This is a genomic window from Glycomyces tenuis DSM 44171 (assembly GCF_000427885.1).
Classification (GTDB): domain Bacteria; phylum Actinomycetota; class Actinomycetes; order Mycobacteriales; family Micromonosporaceae; genus Glycomyces; species Glycomyces tenuis.
Window position 1 is genome coordinate 161,441 of record NZ_ATYW01000015.1, and the last position, 22,810, is coordinate 184,250.

General features: G+C 70.4%; 26 protein-coding genes. 8 read left to right on the top strand and 18 right to left on the bottom strand.

The window, feature by feature from the left end; translation table 11 throughout:
* The first annotated feature begins 156 nt into the window (after positions 1-156).
* Both YWW_RS0116720 and YWW_RS0116725 read left to right on the top strand, forming a co-directional pair.
* A complete protein-coding gene (locus tag YWW_RS0116720; protein WP_155830215.1) occupies positions 157-615 on the top strand; it encodes a helix-turn-helix domain-containing protein in 459 nt (152 codons plus the stop codon).
* Between the two features lie 62 nt (positions 616-677).
* Complete coding sequence (locus YWW_RS0116725; RefSeq protein ID WP_051325947.1) at positions 678-1,172, top strand: PIN domain-containing protein; 495 nt, start codon at positions 678-680, stop codon at positions 1,170-1,172.
* Here YWW_RS0116725 and YWW_RS0116730 read toward each other — a convergent pair.
* From YWW_RS0116730 to YWW_RS36040, 4 genes are all read right to left on the bottom strand, one after another.
* Entirely contained in the window at positions 1,131-1,352 is a 222-nt protein-coding gene (locus tag YWW_RS0116730) for a hypothetical protein (protein WP_026931002.1), read from the bottom strand. The genes YWW_RS0116725 and YWW_RS0116730 overlap by 42 nt on opposite strands.
* Before the next feature lie 114 nt (positions 1,353-1,466).
* Complete coding sequence (locus tag YWW_RS0116735; protein WP_026931003.1) at positions 1,467-2,588, bottom strand: GuaB3 family IMP dehydrogenase-related protein; 1,122 nt, start codon at positions 2,586-2,588, stop codon at positions 1,467-1,469.
* A gap of 26 nt (positions 2,589-2,614) precedes the next feature.
* Positions 2,615-4,105: an IMP dehydrogenase gene (gene guaB, locus YWW_RS0116740; protein ID WP_081687532.1), complete on the bottom strand. Its 1,491-nt coding sequence runs from the start codon at positions 4,103-4,105 to the stop codon at positions 2,615-2,617.
* Positions 4,106-4,302: 197 nt separating this feature from the next.
* Entirely contained in the window at positions 4,303-4,467 is a 165-nt protein-coding gene (locus tag YWW_RS36040; protein ID WP_155830216.1) for a hypothetical protein, read from the bottom strand.
* A 162-nt stretch (positions 4,468-4,629) separates the two neighbouring features.
* On the opposite strand from YWW_RS36040, the gene YWW_RS31100 reads away from it, so the two are divergent.
* On the top strand, positions 4,630-5,001 hold the full coding sequence (locus tag YWW_RS31100; protein WP_051325933.1) for a DUF5319 family protein: 372 nt from the start codon (positions 4,630-4,632) through the stop codon (positions 4,999-5,001).
* A gap of 172 nt (positions 5,002-5,173) precedes the next feature.
* Positions 5,174-6,385, top strand: a complete 1,212-nt coding sequence (locus YWW_RS0116755) for an amidase (RefSeq protein WP_211228597.1) — start codon at positions 5,174-5,176, stop codon at positions 6,383-6,385.
* Between the two features lie 62 nt (positions 6,386-6,447).
* On the opposite strand, the gene YWW_RS37440 is transcribed toward YWW_RS0116755, so the two are convergent.
* Positions 6,448-7,068 (bottom strand): response regulator transcription factor, encoded by a 621-nt coding sequence (locus YWW_RS37440; protein WP_081687533.1) that lies wholly within the window; start codon positions 7,066-7,068, stop codon positions 6,448-6,450.
* A gap of 190 nt (positions 7,069-7,258) precedes the next feature.
* On the opposite strand from YWW_RS37440, the gene YWW_RS31105 reads away from it, so the two are divergent.
* A complete protein-coding gene (locus tag YWW_RS31105) occupies positions 7,259-8,995 on the top strand; it encodes a P-loop domain-containing protein (RefSeq protein ID WP_081687534.1) in 1,737 nt (578 codons plus the stop codon).
* 263 nt (positions 8,996-9,258) lie between these two features.
* Here the strand turns inward: YWW_RS31105 and groL are convergent, their stop codons facing one another.
* The gene (gene groL, locus YWW_RS0116770; RefSeq protein ID WP_026931007.1) at positions 9,259-10,899 is read right to left on the bottom strand and encodes a chaperonin GroEL; all 1,641 of its coding nucleotides are present in this window, start codon (positions 10,897-10,899) and stop codon (positions 9,259-9,261) included.
* Between the two features lie 72 nt (positions 10,900-10,971).
* Positions 10,972-11,271 (bottom strand): co-chaperone GroES, encoded by a 300-nt coding sequence (gene groES, locus YWW_RS0116775; RefSeq protein ID WP_026924764.1) that lies wholly within the window; start codon positions 11,269-11,271, stop codon positions 10,972-10,974.
* Between the two features lie 230 nt (positions 11,272-11,501).
* Between groES and YWW_RS37820 the strand changes: the two genes are divergently transcribed.
* Complete coding sequence (locus tag YWW_RS37820; RefSeq protein ID WP_026931008.1) at positions 11,502-12,659, top strand: class I SAM-dependent methyltransferase; 1,158 nt, start codon at positions 11,502-11,504, stop codon at positions 12,657-12,659.
* 7 nt (positions 12,660-12,666) lie between these two features.
* On the opposite strand, the gene YWW_RS0116785 is transcribed toward YWW_RS37820, so the two are convergent.
* From YWW_RS0116785 to YWW_RS31110, 4 genes are all read right to left on the bottom strand, one after another.
* Complete coding sequence (locus YWW_RS0116785) at positions 12,667-12,870, bottom strand: hypothetical protein (RefSeq protein ID WP_026931009.1); 204 nt, start codon at positions 12,868-12,870, stop codon at positions 12,667-12,669.
* 88 nt (positions 12,871-12,958) lie between these two features.
* Positions 12,959-13,162 (bottom strand): type II toxin-antitoxin system HicB family antitoxin, encoded by a 204-nt coding sequence (locus YWW_RS0116790; protein ID WP_026931010.1) that lies wholly within the window; start codon positions 13,160-13,162, stop codon positions 12,959-12,961.
* 304 nt (positions 13,163-13,466) lie between these two features.
* The gene (locus YWW_RS0116800; RefSeq protein WP_155830217.1) at positions 13,467-13,799 is read right to left on the bottom strand and encodes a hypothetical protein; all 333 of its coding nucleotides are present in this window, start codon (positions 13,797-13,799) and stop codon (positions 13,467-13,469) included.
* The gene (locus YWW_RS31110; protein ID WP_051325935.1) at positions 13,771-14,220 is read right to left on the bottom strand and encodes a RidA family protein; all 450 of its coding nucleotides are present in this window, start codon (positions 14,218-14,220) and stop codon (positions 13,771-13,773) included. The genes YWW_RS0116800 and YWW_RS31110 overlap by 29 nt, the downstream gene beginning before the upstream one ends.
* Positions 14,221-14,349: 129 nt before the next feature.
* On the opposite strand from YWW_RS31110, the gene YWW_RS0116810 reads away from it, so the two are divergent.
* Positions 14,350-14,790 (top strand): DoxX family protein, encoded by a 441-nt coding sequence (locus tag YWW_RS0116810; protein ID WP_026931012.1) that lies wholly within the window; start codon positions 14,350-14,352, stop codon positions 14,788-14,790.
* 160 nt (positions 14,791-14,950) lie between these two features.
* On the opposite strand, the gene purE is transcribed toward YWW_RS0116810, so the two are convergent.
* The 3 genes from purE to YWW_RS31115 are packed head-to-tail and all read right to left on the bottom strand — an operon-like array spanning position 14,951 to position 16,921.
* Positions 14,951-15,469, bottom strand: coding sequence for a 5-(carboxyamino)imidazole ribonucleotide mutase (gene purE / locus YWW_RS0116815; RefSeq protein ID WP_026931013.1), 519 nt, complete (start codon positions 15,467-15,469; stop codon positions 14,951-14,953).
* Positions 15,470-15,478: 9 nt separating this feature from the next.
* A complete protein-coding gene (locus YWW_RS0116820) occupies positions 15,479-16,612 on the bottom strand; it encodes a 5-(carboxyamino)imidazole ribonucleotide synthase (protein ID WP_026931014.1) in 1,134 nt (377 codons plus the stop codon).
* Positions 16,613-16,633: 21 nt separating this feature from the next.
* Positions 16,634-16,921 carry a helix-turn-helix domain-containing protein gene (locus YWW_RS31115; protein WP_051325936.1) on the bottom strand — a complete coding sequence of 96 codons (288 nt, stop codon included), beginning with the start codon at positions 16,919-16,921 and terminating at the stop codon, positions 16,634-16,636.
* Positions 16,922-16,974: 53 nt separating this feature from the next.
* Here YWW_RS31115 and map point away from each other — a divergent pair, with 53 nt between their 5' ends.
* The gene (gene map, locus YWW_RS0116830) at positions 16,975-17,754 is read left to right on the top strand and encodes a type I methionyl aminopeptidase (protein WP_026931015.1); all 780 of its coding nucleotides are present in this window, start codon (positions 16,975-16,977) and stop codon (positions 17,752-17,754) included.
* 3 nt (positions 17,755-17,757) lie between these two features.
* On the opposite strand, the gene YWW_RS0116835 is transcribed toward map, so the two are convergent.
* The 4 genes from YWW_RS0116835 to YWW_RS31120 all read right to left on the bottom strand — a co-directional run bounded on the left by YWW_RS0116835 (position 17,758) and on the right by YWW_RS31120 (position 22,716).
* Complete coding sequence (locus YWW_RS0116835; protein ID WP_026931016.1) at positions 17,758-18,387, bottom strand: GNAT family N-acetyltransferase; 630 nt, start codon at positions 18,385-18,387, stop codon at positions 17,758-17,760.
* Between the two features lie 37 nt (positions 18,388-18,424).
* Positions 18,425-19,663, bottom strand: coding sequence for a molybdopterin molybdotransferase MoeA (locus YWW_RS0116840; protein ID WP_026931017.1), 1,239 nt, complete (start codon positions 19,661-19,663; stop codon positions 18,425-18,427).
* An 81-nt stretch (positions 19,664-19,744) separates the two neighbouring features.
* Entirely contained in the window at positions 19,745-20,635 is an 891-nt protein-coding gene (locus tag YWW_RS0116845) for a UTP--glucose-1-phosphate uridylyltransferase (protein WP_026931018.1), read from the bottom strand.
* A 92-nt stretch (positions 20,636-20,727) separates the two neighbouring features.
* Complete coding sequence (locus YWW_RS31120) at positions 20,728-22,716, bottom strand: diguanylate cyclase (RefSeq protein WP_051325937.1); 1,989 nt, start codon at positions 22,714-22,716, stop codon at positions 20,728-20,730.
* Positions 22,717-22,810: the final 94 nt, after the last annotated feature.

Genomic DNA, 22,810 nt, shown 5'->3' on the forward strand with positions numbered 1-22,810 from the left:
AGCACAGATCCCTGAAGAGCGCGCAGTTCGGTCTCCTTTCCGCTGAAACGTCGGCGCCGATTCACACGCCGAGCAACTCGAGCGGAGACGGCGCTGTCGCCCATACATTTGCGATTATTTCGAATATTTCATATAATGCGAATGGAGGTGGCAACCATGACCGTACTCGCCGCTGTCAGTTCGGTGGCCCCGGGCGATGTGGACACGCAGGAGGCGGAGCGCGCGCTCCGAAGGATCAAGGACTATCTCGGACGGCACCCGGAGGAACCGGACCCCATCGAGGTCTTGGTCGAGTGCGATGGCCCGTCGCTGGTGCTCCCCCGCCCGGCCGTGACACTGCTCGCCCAGATCCTCGGCCAGCTCGCCGAGGGCCGCGGCGTGTCGATCGTTCCGTCGGAGGCGGAGCTCACCACGCAACAGGCGGCCGAGCTGCTCGGCGTCTCGCGGCCATATCTCATCGGCCTGCTGGACAGGGGCGAGATCCTGTGCAGGAAAGTCGGCCGTCATCGCCGAGTCCCGCTGAGCGCCGTACTCGCCTACAAGCGTGCCGACGACGAGCGGCGACGGCGCGCCGCCGACGAAGTCGGGGACATCGGACAAGAACTGGGAACGTGAGCGTACCGATCCGCGCCTTGTACGACGCGAATGTGCTTTATCCGAACACCTTGCGCGAGCTCATGATCAGACTCGCGCAGGCAGGCCTGGCCCAAGGACGGTGGACCGACCGGATCCTCGAGGAAATGGCCCGCGCCATTGCCCGCACGCGTCCCGATGTTCCGAGCTCGAAGCTCGACACATTGCGGGACCGCATGAACGCCGCTGTTCGCGACTGCGGTGTCTACGACTACGAACCGCTCATCGAGGGCCTGAAGCTGCCGGATCCGGATGACCGGCATGTGCTCGCGGCCGCGATCGCCTGCCGCGCGGACGTGATCGTGACGTTCAACCTGTCCGACTTTCCCGCAGAACTCCTCGATCAGTGGGGTATCGAAGCGTGGAGCCCTGATGACTTCCTCATCGACCTCGTCGATCGCGATGCGAAACGCGTCTGGGGATGCGTGCAGCGCATCGCGGATTCACGGCGCAAACCACCGGAGACCGCTGAAGAGGTCCTCGCACAGCTCGAACGATCAGGCCTGATCGAATCCGTCGCCATGCTGCGGACCGGTTGAAGCGAGCTCGGCGAGGTCGCCTCGGCCCGAGGCGAAGGACCCGATCCAGTCGGGCAGGGCGGCATCGTCACGGGCGGAGTCGGGCATCGCGTAACGGGCGCGGATCCAGATGAGCGCCTCGGCGGCCTGCGGCTCACCGAGGTCGTCTACCAGACGATGCAGCAGTTCCTTGCTCGTCATATCGGCACCTCCCGTGCGCGGTCGACTTCAAGCGCACGGCCTCGGTCGCAACGCCTCGCCCAGGCGAAGAGGCCCGGTCCGCGATTGGTGGGACCAGGCCTCAGGTTCTGCTGCTCAGGCCGTGACGAGGCTGGCCTTCTGGAATTCCTTCACTGTGGTGTAGCCGGTCTTGGCCATCGCGCGCCTGAGGCCTCCGAAGAGGTTCTGGCTGCCGTCCGAGGAGTTCGACGGGCCGTACAGCACCGCCTCCAGGTCCGGGACCTCCACGTCGCCCGCGTCGCCGGGGCGGAAGCGTCCGCGCGGCAGCTTCGGGTGGCTGGCCGCCGAGTGCCACCAGGCGCCCGCGGCCGGGGACTCGGCGGCGTCGGCCAGGACCGAGCCGAGCATCACGGCGTCCGCGCCGCACGCGATGGCCTTCGCGATCGAGCCGGAGTCGGTGATCTCGCCGTCGGCGATCAGGTGCACATAGCGCCCGCCGGTCTCGTCGAGGTAGTCGCGCCTCGCCGCGGCGGCCTCGACGATCGCCGAGGCCATCGGCACGTCGATGCCGAGCACCGTGTCCGTGGTCGACCAGTCGTCGGAGCCGACGCCGACGATGACGCCCGCCGCGCCGGTGCGCATCAGGTGCATCGCGGTCTTGTAGTTCGTGGCCCCGCCGACGACCACGGGCACGTCCAGGTCGGCGATGAACTGCTTCAGGTTGAGGACGTCCCCGTTCGAGGAGACGTGCTCGGCGGAGACGATCGTGCCCTGGATGACCAGCAGGTCCACCCCGGCCTCGACCGCGAGCGGCGCGAGCTCCTGGGTGTGCTGCGGGCTGACCCGCACCGCCGTGGTCACGCCGCCGGCGCGGATCTCCGCGATCCGCTCGGCGATGAGCTCGGGCTTGACCGGCTCGGCGTACATCTCCTGGAGCCGCTCGATCGCCGTCTCGGCGGGCGTCTCCTCGAGCTCCTTGAGCAGCGACGTCGGGTCGACGTAGCGGCACCACAGCCCTTCGGCGTTGAGCACGCCGAGGCCGCCCAGGCGCCCCATCTCGATGACCGAGGCCGGGCTCATCGTCGCGTCCGACGGGTGCCCGACCGCCGGGATCTCGAACCGGTAGGCGTCCAGCTGCCACTCGGTCGAGACGTCGTCGATGTCTCGCGTGCGGCGGCTCGGCACGAGCGCCACTTCGGACAGCCGCCAGCCTCGCGCCACGATCTTGCCGGGGCCGATCTCGACCAGTTCCCGCACAGCTCCTCCTCCTACCGAGATCCCCACTACCGAGTGTGGTAGTTGGGCGCTTCCACGGTCATCTGGATGTCGTGCGGGTGGCTCTCCTTGAGGCCCGCAGCGGTGATCCGGACCAGACGCCCGCGCTCATGCATCGCTTCGATGGTACCGGCACCGGTGTAGCCCATCGCGATCCGCAGGCCCCCGACCAGCTGATAGACCACCTGTGCGAGAGTCCCTCGATAGGGGACCTGGCCTTCGACCCCTTCGGGGACGAGCTTGTCGTCGGCGTCGACCGCGTCCTGGAAGTACCGGTCCTTCGAGTACGACTTGGCCTGCCCGCGGGTCTGCATCGCGCCGAGCGAGCCCATGCCGCGGTAGGACTTGAACTGCTTGCCGTTCATGTAGATCAGCTCGCCGGGGCTCTCGGCGCAGCCGGCGAACAGCTGTCCCATCATGACCGTGGAGGCGCCGGCGACGATGGCCTTGGCGATGTCGCCGGAGTACTGGATGCCGCCGTCGGCGATGACGGGGACGCCGCGCTCGGCGGCGACGCGGACGGTGTCCATGATCGCCGAGACCTGCGGGGCGCCGACGCCGGCGACCACGCGGGTGGTGCAGATGGCGCCGGGCCCGACGCCGACCTTGACGCCGTCGCAGCCGGCGTCGATGAGCGCCTGGGCGGCCTCGGCGGTGACGATGTTGCCGCCGACGATGTCGACGCGGTCGCCGAAGTCCTTGCTGATCGAGGCGATCATGTCGATCACGCCGCGGGAGTGGCCGTGGGAGGAGTCGATGACGAGGAGGTCGACGCCGGCCTCGACGAGCTGCCCGGCGCGCGCGTACTGCTCCTCGCCGACGCCGATGGCGGCGCCGACGCGCAGGCGGCCGGAGTCGTCCTTGGTGGCGTTGGGGAACTCCTCGCGCTTGGCGAAGTCCTTGACGGTGATGAGCCCCCGCAGGTGGCCGGTGTCGTCGACGATGGGGAGCTTCTCGATCTTGTTGCGCTTGAGCAGCTCGAGCGCCTCCTCGCTGGAGACGCCCTCGCGGGCGGTCACGAGGTCGCGGGAGGTCATGACGGAGGAGACCTGGACGGACATGTCGGTCTCGAAGCGCATGTCGCGGTTGGTGACGATGCCCACGAGCAGGCCGTCGTCGTCGGTCACCGGCAGGCCGGAGATGCGGTAGCGCCCGCACAGCTTGTCGACCTGTTCGAGGGTGTCCGAGGGCGAGCAGGTCACCGGGTCGGCGACCATGCCGGATTCGGAGCGTTTGACGAGGTCCACCTGCTGGGCCTGGTCTTCGGCGGGCATGTTGCGGTGGAGGATGCCGAGGCCGCCGAGGCGGGCCATGGCGATGGCCATGCGGGCCTCGGTGACGGTGTCCATCGCGCCGCTCAGCAGCGGCACCGACAGGCGGATGTTGCGCGTGATGTTGGAGGACGTGTCGACCTCGGCGGGAGTCACTTCCGATTCACCGGGCAGCAGCAGCACGTCGTCGTAGGTCAGGCCGAGCGGGATCCCACCGGTCGCGCCCATCGGCACCGTGGTGCCTCCGACGCGGGCCCCGGTCGACCCCTCATGCCCCTGAATTCCGAAATCCCCTGAGAACGCCATGGAGCAATGGTAGTGGGGTTGCCGGTGGGGCCCGAAGTCGCACACGGCGCGGTGGGGTGTGATTCGCCTGCCATCTCGGCGGCGTCGCGGGGCGGGCCGGGCCCGCCCCGCGGCGAGGTCTACTCGAACAGCTCTCCGGCTTCCTCGGACACGGTGTCCCAGGCCTCGGAGGCGCCGTCGGCCACGCTGTCCCAGACCTCGCCGGCGTCGTCGGGGATGGCGTCGGCGACGCCGTCGACGGCGTCGTGGAAGGTGTCCTCGGCGTTCTCGATGAAGTCGTCCATCGCTGTCTCCTCTGAGTGTTCGCTGTGTTCCGTTCGGCGCTCATGTGTTCCGATGACCGCCTGGCTCGCCTTGAGATGCCTGGCGCTCATAGTAGGGCGAGGCGGCAAGCGCCGCGCACGCTGCGGGATGGCCTACGGGCGTTCGGGCGATAGGCTGGAGGCGTGCATGAGGAGCCTCGCGACCCGTTCGCCGACGATCCCGAACACACGGACGCGTCCATGCTGTTCGAGCCGGAGTTGGACGACGCGGACCGCGCTGATCTGCTGGAAGACCTCCACGAGCTCGAGCTGTTCGAGCAGGTGCTGCAACCGCTCGGATTCCGAGGCGTGGTCGTCGACTGCGCCGACTGCGACGAACCCCACTACTTCACGTGGGGCCTGCTGATGTCGAACCTGCGCAGCCTGCTCAAGGAGAACAGCGTGCAGGTCCACGAACCGGCCTTCGAGCCCGACCCGAGCCACTATGTGACGTGGGACTACGCGCGCGGGTTCTCGGACTGCTGGATCAGGCAGCACGGCGGCCAAGCGGAGTGACGGCGCGCCGGTGAGCGGCGCCGCCAGATCCTATAGGATCGAGCGCCGTGGGTTTATCCCCCGAACGTGACGGCCCCGCGACGCGGTTCCCCGCGCGGCGCGCTTGCGCGAACGCGGCGGCGTTGACATCGTCGAGGGCGTCCACCGCGTCCCTCGCCCAAGGAGCCGAACCGTGACCGACCCGTTCGTCCCGTGGATCCCCTTGCGGGAACCCGACGCCGTCCAGCTGCACAGGGCGCCCGCCGGGCCGCTCACGGGGCTGCGGCTGGCCGTCAAGGACCTGTTCGACGTCGCCGGGACGCCGACCGGCGCGGGCAACCCGCGCTGGATCGAGACCCACGGCGTCCCGGAGGCCGACGCCGAGGCGGTCGCGCGGCTGCGCGCGGCCGGGGCGAGCCTGGTCGGCAAGACGATCACCGACGAGCTGGCGTGGAGCCTCAACGGCTCCAACGCCCACTACGGCACCCCCGAGAACCCGGCGGCGCCGGGCCGCCTGCCCGGCGGCTCCTCGTCCGGTTCGGCCTCGGCGGTGGCGCTCGGGCTGGCCGACATCGGCCTGGGCACCGACACCGGCGGCTCCATCCGCGTCCCCGCCTCCTACTGCGGCCTGTTCGGGCTGCGCCCCAGCCACGGCCGCGTCCCGCTCGACGGCGTCGTGCCGCTCTCGGCGTCGTTCGACACCGCGGGCGTCATCACCAGGGACGCCGAGACGCTTCGCACGGCTTCGGCGGCGCTCCTCGGCGAGCCGCGGCGACCGGCTCCGATCGCGCGGATCCTGGCGCCGCGGGACGTCTGGGAGGCGGCGCGGACCGAGACGCGGGCGGTGCTCGCACCGGCCGTCGAACGGCTCGCCTCGGCGCTCGGCGTCGCGATCGACCGCGCCCCGCTGTTCGAGGACGCGGACGAGCTCGAGCGGGCGCGCGTCACGTACACGACCATCCAGGCGTACGAGGCGTGGCAGACCCACGGCGCGTGGATCGAGGCGTCCTCCCCCGAGTTCGGGCCCGGCGTCGCCGCGCGGTTCGCGAACGCCGCCCGCCTGACCGAGGACGACCGCGATCGAGCGACCCGCCACCGCGAACGGGTCGCCGATCTGCTGGGGGAACGGCTCGCAGGCGGCGCCGCACTCGCGCTGCCCGCCGCGCCCGGACCGGCTCCGATGCTGGACCAGGAGACGCATGGAGGCTTCGACGCGCTCGACCGCGAGGCGATCGTGCGTCTGACGTGCCCGGCGGGCCTGTCCGGCGCTCCCGCCGTCGCCCTGCCGGCGGGCGAGGTCACCGGTCTGCCGCTCGGGCTCCAGCTCGTCGTCTCTCCGGGGAGTGATGAGGCTCTGCTGGAGGCGGCGGTGGCGTTCGCCGTCCACGTTCGGGCACGGCGGTGACCCTGCCGGTGCCGTCCGCGCCTTCGTTCAGTGCTGCCGCGCCGTCCCTGCCGGACCGCGTTCTAGCACACCAGGCCCGAGCGGAACGCCTCCGCGACGGCGTGCGCGCGGTCGCGGGCGCCGAGCTTGCGGAACATGCGCCGCGCGTGGGTCTTGACGGTGTCCTCCGAGACGAACAGGTCCCGGCCGATCTCGGCGTTCGACTTCCCTTCGCTCATCCCCCGCAGCACCTGGAGCTCGCGCTCGGTCAGCTTCATGCCCTGGAGCGTCGAGCGCTGCCGGGGGACGGCCTCGGTGGCGCGGACGAGCGTCGGCGAGGCGAACATGATCGCCTGCGCGAGTGCGACGAGCAGGTCGTCGGAGTTGTTCGACGGCGTGCGGATGACGCCCCTGGCTCCGGCGGCGACGACCATCGCGGCGGTGCGGGGGTCGGCGGCGCCGGACAGGAGGACGCCGGTCCGGGGGGACCTGGCGCGGACGAGCTTGGTGAACTTGACGGGATCGGGCGCGGCGAGCCCGACGTCGACCAGCACGACGTCGACCTGGCGCCTGCCGAGTTCGACGAAGAGCTCGGTGGAGCCCTCGACGGTCTTGACCGCCTGTGCCAGGCCCATTCGGGTCGCACACGCGGAGATCTTCTGCCCCGCTTGAGGAGTCTTAACACAGACCAGTACGGTTCTCACGTTTTTCTACCTTTCGATGCGGTAGGCCGAATGTGTCTCTCAGATGAGGTACGCAGCGGCTCTGCCGCCATGACGCTGATCGCGCAGATTTTTTCGAGTGATTTCTGTGGGTTTCCGGGGCAGGGCACGGGCGCGTACGGTTCGGGCTCAGGTCCGCGAAGACCCCGCGCCCCGATGGGAGACTGTGCGCATGGCTGAACGAAGAGGCGGGCGACGGCACCGCAGGGCCGAGTCTCGCTCGATTGATGACCATCATTCATATCCACCTCGCCATGACCTGTCTAACGAACTAACGGCCCTGGAGGGTGCGAGTTACGGCCGGTACAAATCGTTGCGTGGCAAATGGTGGACAACTGACGCGATACTCCACGTCATAAAAGTCCAATCCGACCCCTTTGCTCCTCCCAGCAGAGTCGCACTCGCATTCGATTCCGAGCAGGCCGACCTCATCGAGGACTGGTTCGCGACCGAGGCGAGGCGCCGCGCGCTCGCCGTGCTGCTGGCGAAGCGGTTCCGGGCGGCCTGCCGCACCAAGGACCTCCGGATCGACGCGGGCGGGCAGGAGATCCTGCGCCGGTCCTCGTGCGAGGTCGGCGCGGACGGATCGGTGGTGTTCCGGCTCGGCGCGCAGTTCCCCGGCCGCGGCAGGCGCATCGACGGCCGCGGAGCGGCCCGGCTGCTGTGCGAGGCGCTCCCCGACGCCGCCGACGCGGCCTTGAGCGTCGGCGAGGACGAGGCCGCGCGGTGGACGCGATGCGCCGACGACGCCGAGGCGCTGCGCCGGGCCGTCGCCGAGCGGGGACTGGTCGCGTTCGTCGCCGACGGATCGGAGCTGCCGCGCCGCTCCGGCGTCGACCAGCGCCCCATGGAGGGCGGCGTGCCGTTCACCAGCCCCGAGTCGATGGCCGTCCGGATCGAGCTGCCGCACGCCGGGACGGTGCGCGGCATGGGCATCGGCCCCGGCGTCACGCTCGTCGTCGGCGGCGGCTTCCACGGCAAGTCGACCCTGCTGCGGGCCTTGGAGGCCGGGGTGTGGGACCACATTCCCGGCGACGGGCGCGAGCTGGTCGTCGCCGACCCGTCGGCGGTCAAGATCCGCGCCGAGGACGGGCGCGCCGCCACCGGCGTCGACGTGCACGCCTTCGTCGACCACCTGCCTTCGGGCGACGACACGCGGCACTTCACCACCGAGAACGCCTCCGGTTCGACCTCGCAGGCCGCGTCGATCGTCGAGTCGCTCGAGGCGGGCTCGCGTCTGCTGCTCATCGACGAGGACACCGCCGCCACGAACCTGATGATCCGCGACGCGCGGATGCAGGAGCTGGTCGCCAAGGACCGCGAGCCGCTCACACCGCTGGTGGACCTCATCCGCTCGATGGCCGACGACCACGGCGTCTCGACGGTGCTCGTCATGGGCGGCTCGGGCGACTACATGGACGTCGCCGACCGGGTGGTGATGATGGACGCCTACCGGCCCGAGGACGTCACCGAGCGGGCGAAGGCGCTGGCCGCCGAGCCGACCGGCCGCGTCGCCGAGGCCGACGCCTTCACGATGCCCAGGCCGCGCGTGATCGAGCCGGGCTCGGTGTCCTCCGAGTTCAGGGGCAAGCAGAAGATCCGCGCCGGCGGCACGGACTCGCTCCGCTTCGGCGCGGCCGATGTGGACGTGCGCGCGGTCGAGCAGATCACCGACCAGTCGATGACCGTCGGGATCGGCCTGGCCGTCGAGGCGGCGCTGCGCCGCGGGTGGATCGACGGGCGGGCCACGGTCGCCGAGGCGCTGGACCGGTTGGAGGCGGCGCTCGACGAGGGCGGCACGGCCGAGCTGCTGGAGGTGCGGAATGTGGACCTGGCGGTCCCGAGGCGCCACGAGGTGGCGGCGGCGCTGAACCGGATGCGCGAACTGAAGGTCCGCCAGAGCGGCTGATGGGAGTGGAAGTGCCCCGAATGCCTTGGGCCGCAAGGATTTCCGGCTTCGAATGCGCGTTCTGGAAGGGGAATGAAAAGTGCCTTCGCGGCTCCGATCCCCAAAGGCCGCGAAGGCACTTGAACTCTATCGGGTTCCCGACAGTCGCGCGAGGAACTGTCGGGATATTGACACTAGCGGGTCTCGCGAACGGTTGAGGGCCGCCGACGAATCGGCGGCCCTCAACCTTCGTGGACCCGGTTCAGCAGGGCCGGAGGCGTTCGCTAGTGCGAGTGGGAGTGCCCGTGGCCGTGCGAATGCGAGTGCGAGTGGCCGTGGTCGTCCTCTTCCTCTTCGGGCTTGTCGACGATCGTCACCTCGGTCGTCAGCAGCATGCCCACGATCGAGCCGGCGTTGAGCAGCGCGTTGCGCGCGACCTTCACCGGGTCGATGATGCCCGCCGAGACGAGGTCCTCGTACTCGCCGGTGGCGGCGTTCCAGCCCTCGCGCGGGCCCTTGGCCGCCACGGCCTCGACGATGACGTCGCCGCGGGCGCCCGCGTTGATCGCGATGCGGCGCAGCGGCTCCGAGAGGGCCTCGTCGACGATCCTGATGCCCACGCGGGCCTCGGGGTCCTCGAGCTCGACCTTCTCAAGCACGGCGGCCGCGTGCAGCAGGGCCGCGCCGCCGCCGGCGACGATGCCCTCCTCGACCGCGGCCTTCGTCGCGTTCACGGCGTCCTCGATGCGGTGCTTGCGCTCCTTGAGCTCCACCTCGGTGGCGGCGCCGACCTGGACGACGGCGACGCCGCCGGACAGCTTCGCCAGGCGCTCTTCGAGCTTCTCGCGGTCCCACGAGGAGTCGGTCTGCTCGGCCTGCTTGCGGATCTGCGCGATCCTGGCCTGGACCTCGTCCTTCGCGCCGGCGCCGTCGACGATCGTCGTGGCGTCCTTGGTGACCGTGACGCGGCGGGCCGAGCCCAGGTGCGTCAGGTCGGCCATCTTCAGGTCGAGGCCGATCTCCGAGGAGATGACCTCGGCGCCGGTCAGCGCCGCGATGTCGCCCAGGATCGCCTTGCGGCGGTCGCCGAACGCCGGGGCCTTGACCGCGCAGACCTTCAGGGTGCCGCGCAGGGCGTTGACCGTCAGGGTGGCGAGGGCCTGGCCCTCGACGTCCTCGGCGATGATCAGGAGCGGCTTGGAGGACTCGATGACCTTCTCCAGCACCGGCAGCAGGTCCTCGATCGAGGAGACCTTGCTGTTGGCGATGAGGATGTACGGGTCTTCGAAGACCGTCTGGCGCGAGTCCTGGTCGTTGATGAAGTTCGGCGAGATGAAGCCCTTGTCGAACTGCATGCCCTCGGTGACCTCGAGCACGGTCTCCAGGCCGGAGCCGTCCTCGATCGAGATGACGCCGTCGACGCCGACGGTGTCCATGGCCTTCGCGATGAGCTCGCCGATCTCCGGGTCCTGCGCCGAGATCGCCGCGACATGCGCGATGTTCTCGTGGTCGGAGATCTGGACGGCCTGGTTCAGCAGCTCGTCGGAGACGGCCTGCGCGGCCGCCTCGATGCCCTTGCGGATGGCCACCGGGTTGGCCCCGGCGGTGACCGCCTTGATGCCGGCCCGGCTCATCTTCTGGGCCAGGACCGTGGCGGTGGTGGTGCCGTCGCCGGCGACGTCGTTGGTCTTGGTGGCGACCTCCTTGACCAACTGCGCGCCGAGGTTGGCGTACGGGTCGGAGAGCTCGATCTCCTTGGCGATGGTGACGCCGTCGTTGGTGATGATCGGCGCCCCGAAGGAGCGCTCGAGGACCACGTTGCGGCCTTTCGGGCCGAGCGTGACCTTGACGGTGTCGGCGAGCTCGTCGATGCCGCGCAGCAGCTCGCCGCGCGCGTCCTCGGCGAAGTTCAGAATCTTCGGCATGGGTTTCCCTTCCTCAGTCGAGCGGAGAGCACGAAGGGGCCCCTACATGACTGCGAGGGGCCCCGGGCGTCGTTACTGCTCGACGACGGCGAGAACGTCGCGGGACGACAGGACGAGGTACTCCTCGCCGGCGTACTTGACCTCGGTGCCGCCGTACTTGGAGTAGATGACCACGTCGCCGACGTTGACGTCGACGGGGATGCGGTTGCCCTTGTCGTCGAAGGTGCCCGGACCGACGGCCAGGACGGTGCCCTCCTGGGGCTTCTCCTTGGCGGTGTCGGGGATGACGATGCCGGAAGCAGTGGTGGTCTCGGCCTCGTTGGCCTGGACGACGATGCGGTCGCCCAGCGGCCGGATAGCAGCCTTGCTCACTTGGTCTTCTCCTCAGGTGTCACAGTTGCGATGAACTGCCACGACAGCGCGGGTCTCGTCGTCGCGGGTGCCGAGGCACCGGCCCGTGGCTACTGGCACTCTCGATGCGAGAGTGCCAAGCCGATGCTAACACTTAGCAATCGCGGTCTGCGAGTGCTAAGGCGGATGATGATTCGCGCAGGTGGGGGCGTCAATGCGGCTGGGCGAAATCATGGGGGATCATGGGTGGCGTGGACACCGGACTGCTCGCCGCATTGCGCACCGACCCCGAATTGCAGCGGAGGGCGGCCGAGGCCTTGGAGGCCGAGGGTGACCGGGCGGCGCTGGCGCTGCGGAAGGACGGGACCGGCCCGGAGCTCGCGGCGGCGGCGCTGACGCTGGCGGACCTGCGGCGGGGCGCGCGGGCGAAGTTCGGCGAGCGGGCCGCTCGGATGTACTTCACGCGGGCGGGCCTGGAGCAGGCGACGCGGTGGCCGGTGGCGGCGCGCAGGGCCGCGAGGTTCGCGGAAGGCGCGGGCGAGGTGACCGACCTGTGCTGCGGGATCGGGACGGACGCGCTGGCGTTCGCCGAGGCGGGCCTGGAGGTCGAGGCGGTCGACGCCGACGAGGCGACGGCCGAGGTGGCGAGGGCGAACGCCGAGGCGCTGGGCCTGGACGTGCGGGTGCGGGTCGGGGACGCCCTGGAGGTCGGTCTCGGTGAGGCGGTGTTCGCGGACCCGGCGAGGCGGAGCACGGCAGGGCGGTCGTTCGATCCGGCGGCATACTCGCCGCCGCTGGACGGGCTGCTGGAGCGGCTGGAAGGCGCGCGGTTCGCGGCGGTGAAGCTGGGCCCGGGGATCGGGCACGAGTGGGTGGACCGGGAGGGCGCCGAGGCGGAGTGGGTCTCGGTGGACCGGGACGTGGTCGAGGCGTGCCTGTGGCTGGGCGAGGCTGCGGAGGTCAGGCGAAGGGCGAGCGTGCGCAGGGACGGCGCGTGGCACGAGATGACCGGCACGGGTCGGGCGCGGGCCGAGACCGGCGAGGTCGCGGCGTACCTGTACGAGCCGGACGGAGCGGTGATCAGGGCGGGCCTGGTGGCCGAGCTGGCGGAGGGGCTGGAGGCGCACACGGGCCACGAGGACATCGCCTACCTGTACGCCGACGAATTGCGGGCGACGCCGTTCGCGAGGGCGTGGAAGGTCGAGGAGGTCTGGCCGCTCAATCCGAAGAAGCTGCGGGGACTGCTGGCGGAGCGGAGGATCGGCAGGCTGACGATCAAGCAGAGGGGGACGGGAATCGTCCCGGCGGACTTGAGGAAGCAGTTGAAGCTGAAGGGCCCGAACGAGGCGACCCTGGTGGCGACCAGGTTGGGCGAGCGCCACGTGGCGGTCCTCTGTCAAGAGACCTGACAGGCGCTCAGCAGTACAGCGCCTTGCGCGCCTCCGCCAGCTCCTCCGCGCTGAACTCGCCGTGCTTCGCCACATGAGCATCGAGCAGTTCCCGCAGGGATGCCGTGCCCCGGTTCTCCCCCTGCGCGAGCTGGTGACGCCGGTCCTCGATACGGACGGCGATCTCACTGCTCGGCACATCGAGCATCATCGAGACCGCTTCACGAGCCATCTCCTCGACTTCGACCAGGTCGCGCCCCTGCGTGAAGACGCGCCCGGCACTTCCGGGATCTCCATGCGGCCGTCCTCTGCTCGGAGATTTAGGCAATCTGCAAACGCTGATCATCGATGCGAATGGCGATCTCACCGATCGGCACATCGAGCATCATCGAGATCGCTTCACGAGCCATCTCCTCGACTTCGACCAGATCACGCCCTTGAGTGAAAACGCCTGGGACCTCTGGCACCTCCACGGGGAACCACTCACCATCACGCGGTCCCACGATCGCGGTATAAGCCTTCACGCTAGGCTCCCTTCGCCGTCCGGATGATGCCACGAGCGGTGTGCTCTGGTATTTCACGATGCCGTGGCACGATAAGTCTTGTGCACCGTATCTCGTAGTGGTCATGATTGCCGCCATGCCTGACAAACTCCAGCGTAGCGCTCTTTTCCCTGGCTATCGCTCGGAGTTCATCGAGCAGTTGCTTCTGCTTCACGGATCCTGCTTCCTCGTCCTCGGAGTGCGCACCATCCGCTAGAACGAAGAAGATCCGGGTCTGGAAACGGCCTTGTCGTGTTTACGACACAAGTTGGGGTCGCCGGGAAGCTCACGAGTTTTCCTGGCCGGATTCCGATCGATACAGCACTTCACGCGCCTTCGTCATCTTCCCACCGTTGAACTCACCATGGCGCTCGATGTGCCCGTCGAGCAGCTCCCGTAGGCCCTCGCGGCTCCAGTCATGACCGTTCGGTGCGCTCGATGCCGAGATCTGGTCAGTGAACTCGAGGAACTCCGAGAGTGCCTGTCTCGTGGCGTTTTCACCCGCAAGCCCGGCAAGGTGGTCACGAACCAGGGCTTCGACAGTCGTCTCAAGCCTCACCGCCCGCATGCGCACACGCTCCAACAGCTCATCATCGACCGTCAGTGTTAGTTTCGCCATAGTTTCCCCGTCCGTGCGTCTCTAAATTTGCATCTGGGAGGCGGGCGGTGAGGTCGAGTTCTACCAACTGCCCCGGGTACCCGAGGGCCGTCACGCCGACGACCGTGCTCGCCGCCTTGAAGGCCGGGCCCAGTTCCGCGTGCTCGGCGAAGCGGTGCCAGGCGCCTCCGACCGTCCCACTGTCGGCGCTCACCACGTAGACCACCGAGCGGACCACGTCCTCCGGTTTCGCGCCGACCGAAGCCAGCGCCGCCAGGGCGTTCCTCGCCACCTGGTCGATCTGGCGGTCCAGGTCGCCCGCGCCGACGACCTTCTCCTCCGCGTCGACCGGGCACTGCCCGGCCAGGTAGGCGATGCGGCCCGGCTCGGCGATCGTCACGTGCTCGTATCCGCCGGTGGGATGCAGTTCATTGGCTGACATGGCGCGAGGCTAACGGCTCGGCGGCCGCTGCGGCAACAGGAATTCGGGGTCGCCCACTTCATTCCTGACAGTGTCAAGTTTCGGCGCTAGCCTTTGACTTGACACTGTCAAGATTAAAGGAGATCCCTCATGGCACCGCTCATCGCACTGCTCGTCGGGACCGCCGCCGCGCGGCTCGCCGGGTTCTTCGGGCTGGAGCACTTCGACGCCTGGCCCGTCTCGGTCGCGGTCGGCGTCTTCTGCATGTTCACGCTCACCGGCATCGTCCACTTCGTGCCCTCGTTCCGGGCGTGGATGATCGAGATGATCCCGCCGAAGCTGCCCGCCCCCGCGCTGCTCGTCACCGTCAGCGGCGTCCTCGAACTCGCGGGCGCCGTCGGCGTCTTGATACCGGCCACGCGCACCGCCGCCGGGATCGGCCTCGCGCTGCTGCTGGTCGCGATGTTCCCCGCGAACGTCTCCGCCGCCCGCCGAGGCGTCCTCATACAGGGCAGGCCGCCGACGCCGGTGCCGCTGCGCGCCGCCGAGCAGGCCCTCTACATCGCAGCCGCTCTGGTCGCGGCGCTCTAGGGCCTGTCTTGTGAATCAGGGCGAGGCGGTATCCGAGTCCGTTTGTTCGCTCGCAAGGCGGAGGGGCGCCCAGATCCCGGTGTTGGATCTGGGCGCCCCGACAACGCAGCGAGCGGGCAAACGGGCCGGATAACGCCCGGTCTGATTCACAAGACAGGCCCTAGAGCGCCGGGTGGGCGAGCTTGTACCGCAGGTTCGCGTCCTTCTCGGACACCATCCGCTCCAGGTCCACCTGGTAGTTCGACATCCGCTCCCGCAGCGCCTCGTCCGAGGCGGCGAGGATGCGCACCGCCAAGAGCCCCGCGTTCCTCGCGCCGCCGATCGAGACGGTGGCGACGGGCACTCCGGCGGGCATCTGGACGACCGACAGCAGCGAGTCCATCCCGTCGAGGTGCTTCAGCGGCACCGGCACCCCGATCACCGGCAGCGGCGTCGCCGAGGCGACCATGCCCGGCAGGTGCGCGGCCCCGCCGGCCCCGGCGATGACCACCTGGAGGCCCCGCGAAGCGGCCGAGTCCGCATAGGACAGCATGGCGTGGGGAGTCCGGTGCGCGGAGACGACGCGGACCTCGAAGGGGATGTCGAACTCCGCGAGCGCCTCCGCGGCGCCCTCCATCGTCGGCCAGTCCGAATCGGACCCCATGATGACGCCGACGCGGGCGCGTGCTTGCTCAGCCATGTCCACAGCCTACTCACCGTCTTGCAGCCACCTGGCGGCTCGTGCCGCCCGGGCCCGCAGCTCGTCCACGTCCTCGCCGCACACCGTCACGTGCCCGATCTTGCGGCCCGGCCGGACGGCCTTGCCGTACAGGTGGACATGCGCGCCCGGGTCGTCGGCGAGGAGGTGCTGGAGCCGCTCGTCCAGGCGCGGGCCGCCGGGCTCGCCGCCGAGGACGTTGGCCATCACCGTGACCGGCGCGGCGAGCTCGGCCGAGCCGAGCGGGTAGTCGAGCACCGCCCGCAGGTGCTGCTCGAACTGGCTGGTCACGGCCCCTTCGATCGTCCAATGCCCGGAGTTGTGCGCGCGCATCGCCAGCTCGTTGACGAACAGGCCCTCGGCGGTCTGGAACAGCTCCACGGCGAGCATCCCGCACACGCCGAGTTCCTCGGCGACGGTTCGCGCGATCCCCGCGGCCGCCTCGGCGGTCTCCTCGTCGAGGTTCGCGGCCGGGGCGATGACCTCGGTGCAGATCCCCTCGCGCTGGACGGTCTCGACGACGGGGTAGACGGCGGTCTCACCGCGCGGCGAGCGCGCCACCTGGACGGCCAGCTCCCGCTGGAGCGGCATGAGCTCCTCGGCGATGAGGCGGATCCCGGAGGCGAGGACGGCCTGGGCGTCGCCGGGCCGCTCGACGACCCACACGCCCTTGCCGTCGTAGCCGCCGGTGGCGGCCTTGAGCACGCACGGCAGGCCGAACGATTCGACGTCGGCGATGGAGTCGACCGGCCGCCACCGCGGCTGCGGGAGGCCGAGCGCGCCGATGCGCTCGCGCATGGCCTGCTTGTCCTGGGCGTACACGAGCGCCTCGGGCCGGGGCTGGACGTCGACGCCGTCCTCGACGAGGGCCCGCAGCGCCTTCTGCGGGACGTGCTCGTGGTCGAAGGTGACGACGGTGGCGCCCGAGGCGAAGTCGCGCAGGTCGTCGAGCTCGCGGTAGTCGCCGATCCTGACGTCGGCGGCGACCGCGGCGGCGCTCTCGGCGGGGTCGGCGGCCAGCACGCGCAGGCTCTGCCCCAAGGCGATCGCCGCCTGGTGGGTCATGCGGGCGAGCTGTCCGGCGCCGATCACGCCTACGGTCGGAAGTTGGGTCGAGGCATCCACGGCCCGAGCCTAACGCGGCCCTCACCTGCGCTCGAGGCGATCGTCGCCGCGCGTGATCTGGGTCGTGGCGGCGCTCTCGTGGGCGGCGAGCTCGTCGGCCGAGATCCCCAGGGCCCGGCAGAGCGCGACGATGGTGAAGAACGCCGGCGTGGCGATGCGCCCGGTCTCGATCTTGCGGAGCGTCTCGGGGGAGACGCCGGCCTCGGCGGCGACGTCGAGGAGGCTGCGGGGGCCGCGCGCCGCCCGCAACGCCCGACCGAGCGCGCGCCCGCGCGCGTAGTCCTCGGGTGTCAGTGGCGGTCGGATCATGTCGGTATTATAGTACCGGTATAAAAATACCGTCATCTTTTGAAAGGCCCACCATGATCGAGCTGTACTCCACCGCCGAGATCGAGCAGATGCGGCCCGCCGGCCGCTTCGTCGCCCAGACGCTGGCCGAGCTCGCCCGCGCCGCCGACGTCGGCGTCAACCTGCTCGAACTGGACGCGCTGGCCGCGCGCCGCATCGAAGAGGCGGGCGCGGTCTCATGCTATGTGGACTACCATCCGTCGTTCGGCGGCAGCCCGTTCGGGAAGGTCCTGTGCACCTCGGTCAACGACGCGGTCCTCCACGGCCTGCCGCACGACTACCGGCTGCGCGACGGCGACCTGCTCAGCCTCGACTTCGCCGCGAAGGTGAACGGCTGGGTGGCCGACTCGGCTCTCAGCGTCGTCGTCGGCACGCCCAGGGACGAGGACCTCCGGCTCATCGACACCGCCACGCGCGCACTGGAGGCCGGGATCGCCGCGGCCCGTCCGGAGAACAAGCTCGGCGACGTCTCCGCGGCGATCGCCGAGGTCGCCAGGGCCGCGGGCCTGACGATCAACACCGACTTCGGCGGGCACGGCGTCGGCCGCGAGATGCACGGCGACCCGCAGGTGCCCAACGACGGCCGCCCCGGCCGGGGCCTGAAGCTCAAGCCGGGCCTGGTCATCGCGATCGAGCCGTGGTTCCTGCACACCACCGACGAGATCCGCTACGACCCCGACGGCTGGACGCTGCGCAGCGCCGACGGTTCGAGAGGCGCCCACATGGAGCACACGATCGCGGTCACCGACGGCGAGCCGATCGTCCTGACCGACCGCTCGTTCACCGTCGCCTGAGCGTCAGCGACTCGATTCGGCCCGCTTGAGCCGCTCCAGGCGGTCGATCATGCGCTCGGTGGCGATCTCCTCGGCGGTGACGGCGTAGCCGTAGTGGTCCCGCCAGTCGCCGTCGATGTAGAGGTAGCGCTTGTGCAGCCCTTCGCGGCGCAGCCCGAGCTTCTCGGCGACCCGGTTCGACGGGCCGTTCTCGGGCCGGATGTTGACCTCGATGCGGTGCAGCCGTCCCACGGTCAGCGCGTGGTCGACGACGATCGCGAGCGCGGTGGCCGTGATGCCCTTTCCCGCGTGGCCGCGGTCGATCCAGTACCCGGCGTAGGCCGAGCCGAAGGCGCGGCGCACGATGTTGCCGACGGTGAGGCCGCCGACGAGCTCGCCCTGCCAGCACACGGCGAGCGGCCAGCTGGTGCCGTCCTTGACCGAGCGTTTGAGGCCGCGGAGCATGGCGCGGAACGCGGCCGGGGAATGCGCCTCGTGCCAGGTGGTGCCCGTGCCGGGCTCCCAGGGGGCGAGCCAGGCCTCGTTCGAGCGGCGCAGCTCCGACCAGCGCCGGGCGTCGCCGCGGTGGAACGGCCGTACGCTCACGTCGCCGTGGCGGAGGTTCACGGGCCAGCCGGGGTTGGAAAGGGTCATCTGTTTCGGTCCAAAAACTGTGCGTCTAGGGATGGCGTCATCGGTTTCGATCCAGCAGGAGCACGTCCACCGTGGACCCGGCGGGCACCCGGGTGGCGTTCTCGCCGATGGTCATCAGGCCGGTGGCCTCGGCGAGTCCTGTGAGCGTGTAAGAGGTCGACCCCAGCGGGGCCACGGTGTAGCCGCCCCCGCGGCGTTCGGCGACGCGGACCGGACGGAATTCGCGCAGCCCGTTCGGTGAGGATACGGGCTCGGTCAGGTTGGCGCGCACGCTGGGCCGGAATACCGGCTCGGCGCCCGCGAGGCGCTGGATGAGGGGGCGGGCGATCGTCTCGAAGGCGATCTGCGCGGAGACCGGATCGCCCGGCAGGCACACGATGGGGACCTCTTCGGGCCCGATGGTGCCGAAGCCCATGGTCTCGCACAGGTAGACGGCGACGGGGTCGAAGGCGACGGCGCCGTCGCGCGAGAGCGTGCGACGCACCATGTCGCCGGGGCCGGTGCCGGTGCCGCCGGTGGTGATGACGAGGTCGGCGCGGAGGATCTGGTCGTCGAGGACGGTGCGCAGCGCGTCCGGTTCGTCGTCGCAGATGCCGACGCGGTAGGCGTGCGCGCCGGCCTCGGAGGCGGCGGCGGTCACCAGGTGCGAGTTGACGTCGATGAGCTGGCCGGGCTGGGAGGGCCTGCCGGTGTCGACCAGTTCGTCGCCGGTGGCGATGACGACGACGCGCGGGGTCGGGCGGACGACGACGTCGGCGACGCCGGAGGCGGCGAGCAGCCCGATCAGCTGCGGGGTGATGCGGCGGCCCTCGTGGGCGAGGATCTCCCCGGAGGCGCGTTCGGTGCCCAGGCGGCGCACGCCGTGGCCGCGCCGCGGCACCTGGCGGACCTCGACGGTGGCCATGCCCTCGTCGGTCCAGGCCAGCGGCACGACGATGTCGGCGCCGACCGGCAGCGGCGATCCGGCGGCGACGGCGAAGCAGGTGCCGGGGACGAGGCGGACGGGCCGCCACGAGGAGGCGGCGAGGTCGCCGAGGACCTTGAGGCCGATGCCCCGTTCGGGGCTGGCCCCGGCGACGTCGTCGGCGGCGCAGGCGTAGCCGTCGATCGCGGCGTAGTCGAAGGCGGGCAGCGGCCCCGGCGCGGTGACGTCCTCGGCGAGGACCGAGCCGGTCGAGCGGGTCATGTCGACGTCGGTGGGCGGCAGGGGGCGGACCAAGGCCAGCGCCTTCGACAGGAAATCCGCCAGTGGCGTCGCGTCGCCGCTCCCGGTCATCCCTCAGCCCCCCGTTCGTCGAGTCCCCACCGGTGCCGCCTGAACGCCGGGTGTCGTTCCAGCGTTCAGGCGGTCTTGTCGCTAGTCCAGTGTCGCACTGAATTCACGCAGCCAGGCGTTGAAGCCGGGCAAGTCGTCACGCTCGGTGGCCAGCTCCACCAGCGTCTGAAGGTATGCGGTCGGCTCGCCGGTGTCATACCGGCGGCCGCGGAAGATCACGCCGTGTACTGGGGTTCCGTTGGCGCGCATGGTGTCCATGGCGTCGGTGAGTTGGATCTCGCCGCCGCGGCCGGGCTCGGTGGCGTCGATGACCGGGAAGATCGAGCCGGGCAGGACGTAGCGCCCGATGAGGCTCAGGTTCGAGGGCGCGTCCTCGACGGACGGCTTCTCGACCAGGCCGGTGACCTCGACGATGTCGGCGTCGCCGGTCGGCGCGACCGAGGCGATGCCCCAGCGGGAGACGTCCTCCTTGGGAACCTCCATCAGCGCCAGGACGATGCCGCCGGTCTCGGCCTGGAGGTCCATCATGCGCGGCAGGAGCGCGTCGTCGAGGTCGCAGAACTCGTCGCCGAGGAGGACCGCGAAGGGCTCGTCGCCGACGTGGGCGGCGGCGCGGCCGACGGCGTGGCCGAGGCCGAGGGCGGTGCCCTGGCGGACGGCGTGGACCTCGGCGAGGCGCTGGGGGGCCCGGATCGCCTCGATCGCGGCGTCCTTGCCCTTCTCGGCGAGGAAGGTCTCGAGGTCGGCCCTGACGTCGAAGTAGTCGATCATCGAGTCCTTGCCGCGGGCGGTGACGAGGAGGACGTCGTCGGCTCCGGCGGCGGCGGCCTCTTCGACGATGTACTCGAGGACGGGCTTGTCGATGAGCGGCAGCAGCTCCTTCGGGACGGCCTTGGTGACCGGGAGGAAGCGGGTCGCGTTGCCTGCGGCTGGAATGACGGCCTTGGTGGCCCGGCGCGAGGTATCTGACATAGGGCGAGCGTATCGTGACCACAGCGGGTCACATGCCCGCCACCCGAAGAATCGGACCGGTCGATACCGGGTCGAAGCGGGCGGGCCGGGGCTCAGTCGGCGGCGATGCGCCAGGTGTCCCTTCCGGCGGCCTTCGCCTCGTAGAGGGCCTCGTCGGCGGCCGCGAGCACTCCGGCGGCGGTGTCGGCGTGCTCGCCGAGGACGGCGATGCCCACCGAGACGGTGACGCGCAGTTCCCGCCCCCCTTCGGCGTCGTTCACTTTGAACGGCCGGTCGGCGCAGGCCCGGCCGAGGCGTTCGGCGACGGCGGCGCCGCCCACGGCGTCGGTCTCCGGCAGGAGCACCGTGAACTCCTCGCCGCCGTGGCGGAACGCCAGGTCGACCTCCCTGATCTGGCTGGTGATGCGCCGCGCCAGCTCCACGAGGACCTGGTCGCCGACGGGATGCCCGTAGGTGTCGTTGACGGTCTTGAACCGGTCGAGGTCGATGGCGAGCACGGCGCTGGGGCGCTGGTAGCGGCGGGCGCGCTCGGCCTCGCGGCGCAGCGAGGTCTGCATGAAGCGGTAGTTCCACAGCCCGGTGAGCGGGTCGGTGAGGCTGAGCCGCTGGGCCTGGCGGTGCAGCAGGACGTTCTCGACTGCGACGGCGGCCTGTCCGGCGAAGGTCTTGAGCGTCTCGACGTCCCCCTGGTCGAAGTCGAGCGAGGCCACCCGGTCGTAGAGCACGAGCACGCCGAGCACGCCGCGGTCCTCGGCGTCGACGGCGCCGCTCTCGTCTTCGGACATGGCCCGCCGCATGCCGGGGTGCTCGGGCTCGACGGGCACGTGGCGGCCGCTGAAGGGCACGGCGACGATGGTCCGCGCGTCCGGTTCGGCGGGCGAGCGGCTCCACTCGCCGAAGCGGCCGTCGACGATGCGGCCGTGCGCTGGCGCTCCGGAGGCGGCGATCGAGCCGATGATGCCCTCGCCGAGGCGGATCGTCACCGGCCCGCCGGTGCCGAGCGCGCCTTCGCCGGCCCGCTGGAGCAGCTGCTCGGCGTCGGCGACGTCGACGAGCATGATCAGGCCGGCCTCGGCGTTGGTGGTGATCATCGCGGTGTCGAGGATGACCTCGAGGATCCGGTCGAGGTCGAGGGTGGCGGTGAGCGTCTGGCCGAGCCAGCCGAGCTGGCCTCGCATCTGGTCGCGGGAGGCGGTGAGCGCCTGCACGTACGTCTGGGTCTGGGCGGTCATGCGGTTGAAGCTGAGCGCGAGCTGGGCGACCTCGTCGCGGCCGTGGACGGGGACGCGGGCGTCGAGGTCGCCGTCGGCGACGCGCTCGGCGGCGGCGGAGAGCTCGGCGAGCGGGCGGGTGGTCGAGCGCGACAGCCACGAGGCGAGCGCGACGGCGCATATCGCCGAGACGGTCACCATGGCCGTGAGCGTCCAGTACATGGGGGTGAGGTCGGTGGAGGCGGTGCCGATGCGCAGCGGCAGGAAGACGTCGGTGGCGTCCCAGCTGCCGGCGTCGCCGCCGCCGACCGACAGCGGCCGGGCGCGGCCGTCCTGGAGGATCAGGTCGGCGTCGGCGGCGACGGCGACCGAGGCGAGGAAGTTCCGGTCGACGACGCGGAAGGCCGTGAAGACCGAGACGCTGCCGTCGGGGTTGGCGACGAGGGCCTGGGAGGCGAGCGCGACGATGGGCTCCTCGGGGGCCACGGCGATCTCGGCGCCGCAGTCGATCCAGGCGCCTCGGGGGGCCTCGGCGCCGACGCCTTCGGCCTCGACCGAGCCGGCCGCTTCGAGGCCGGAGAAGACGATGCCGTCGACGACGTGGCGGTCGACGACGAGCCGGGCCATCTCGGCGGCGTTCTCCTCGTCGCCGCTACGGTGGTTGAGGGCCACCGCGGCCGCGGAGGCCTGGATCCGCTCGCAGATCGTGCCGAGGGTCGAGTCGACCGTGGCGGCCGCCGAGTCCGCCAGCCGCGCCTCCCTGGATTCCGCCAGGTGGGACATGATGGCAGCGACGAAGACGGCCCCCACCAGGACCGGCCCCAGCACGACGACGAGGAACGCCGTGGTGAGCCGTGAGCGCAGCGACACCGAAGCCCCCTCAAGTTCACTCTCTAGAAGACTACCTAGAGCTACCGACCCGACACGACACGGCACGTCTATTCGATCAGGTATGACCGAAAGG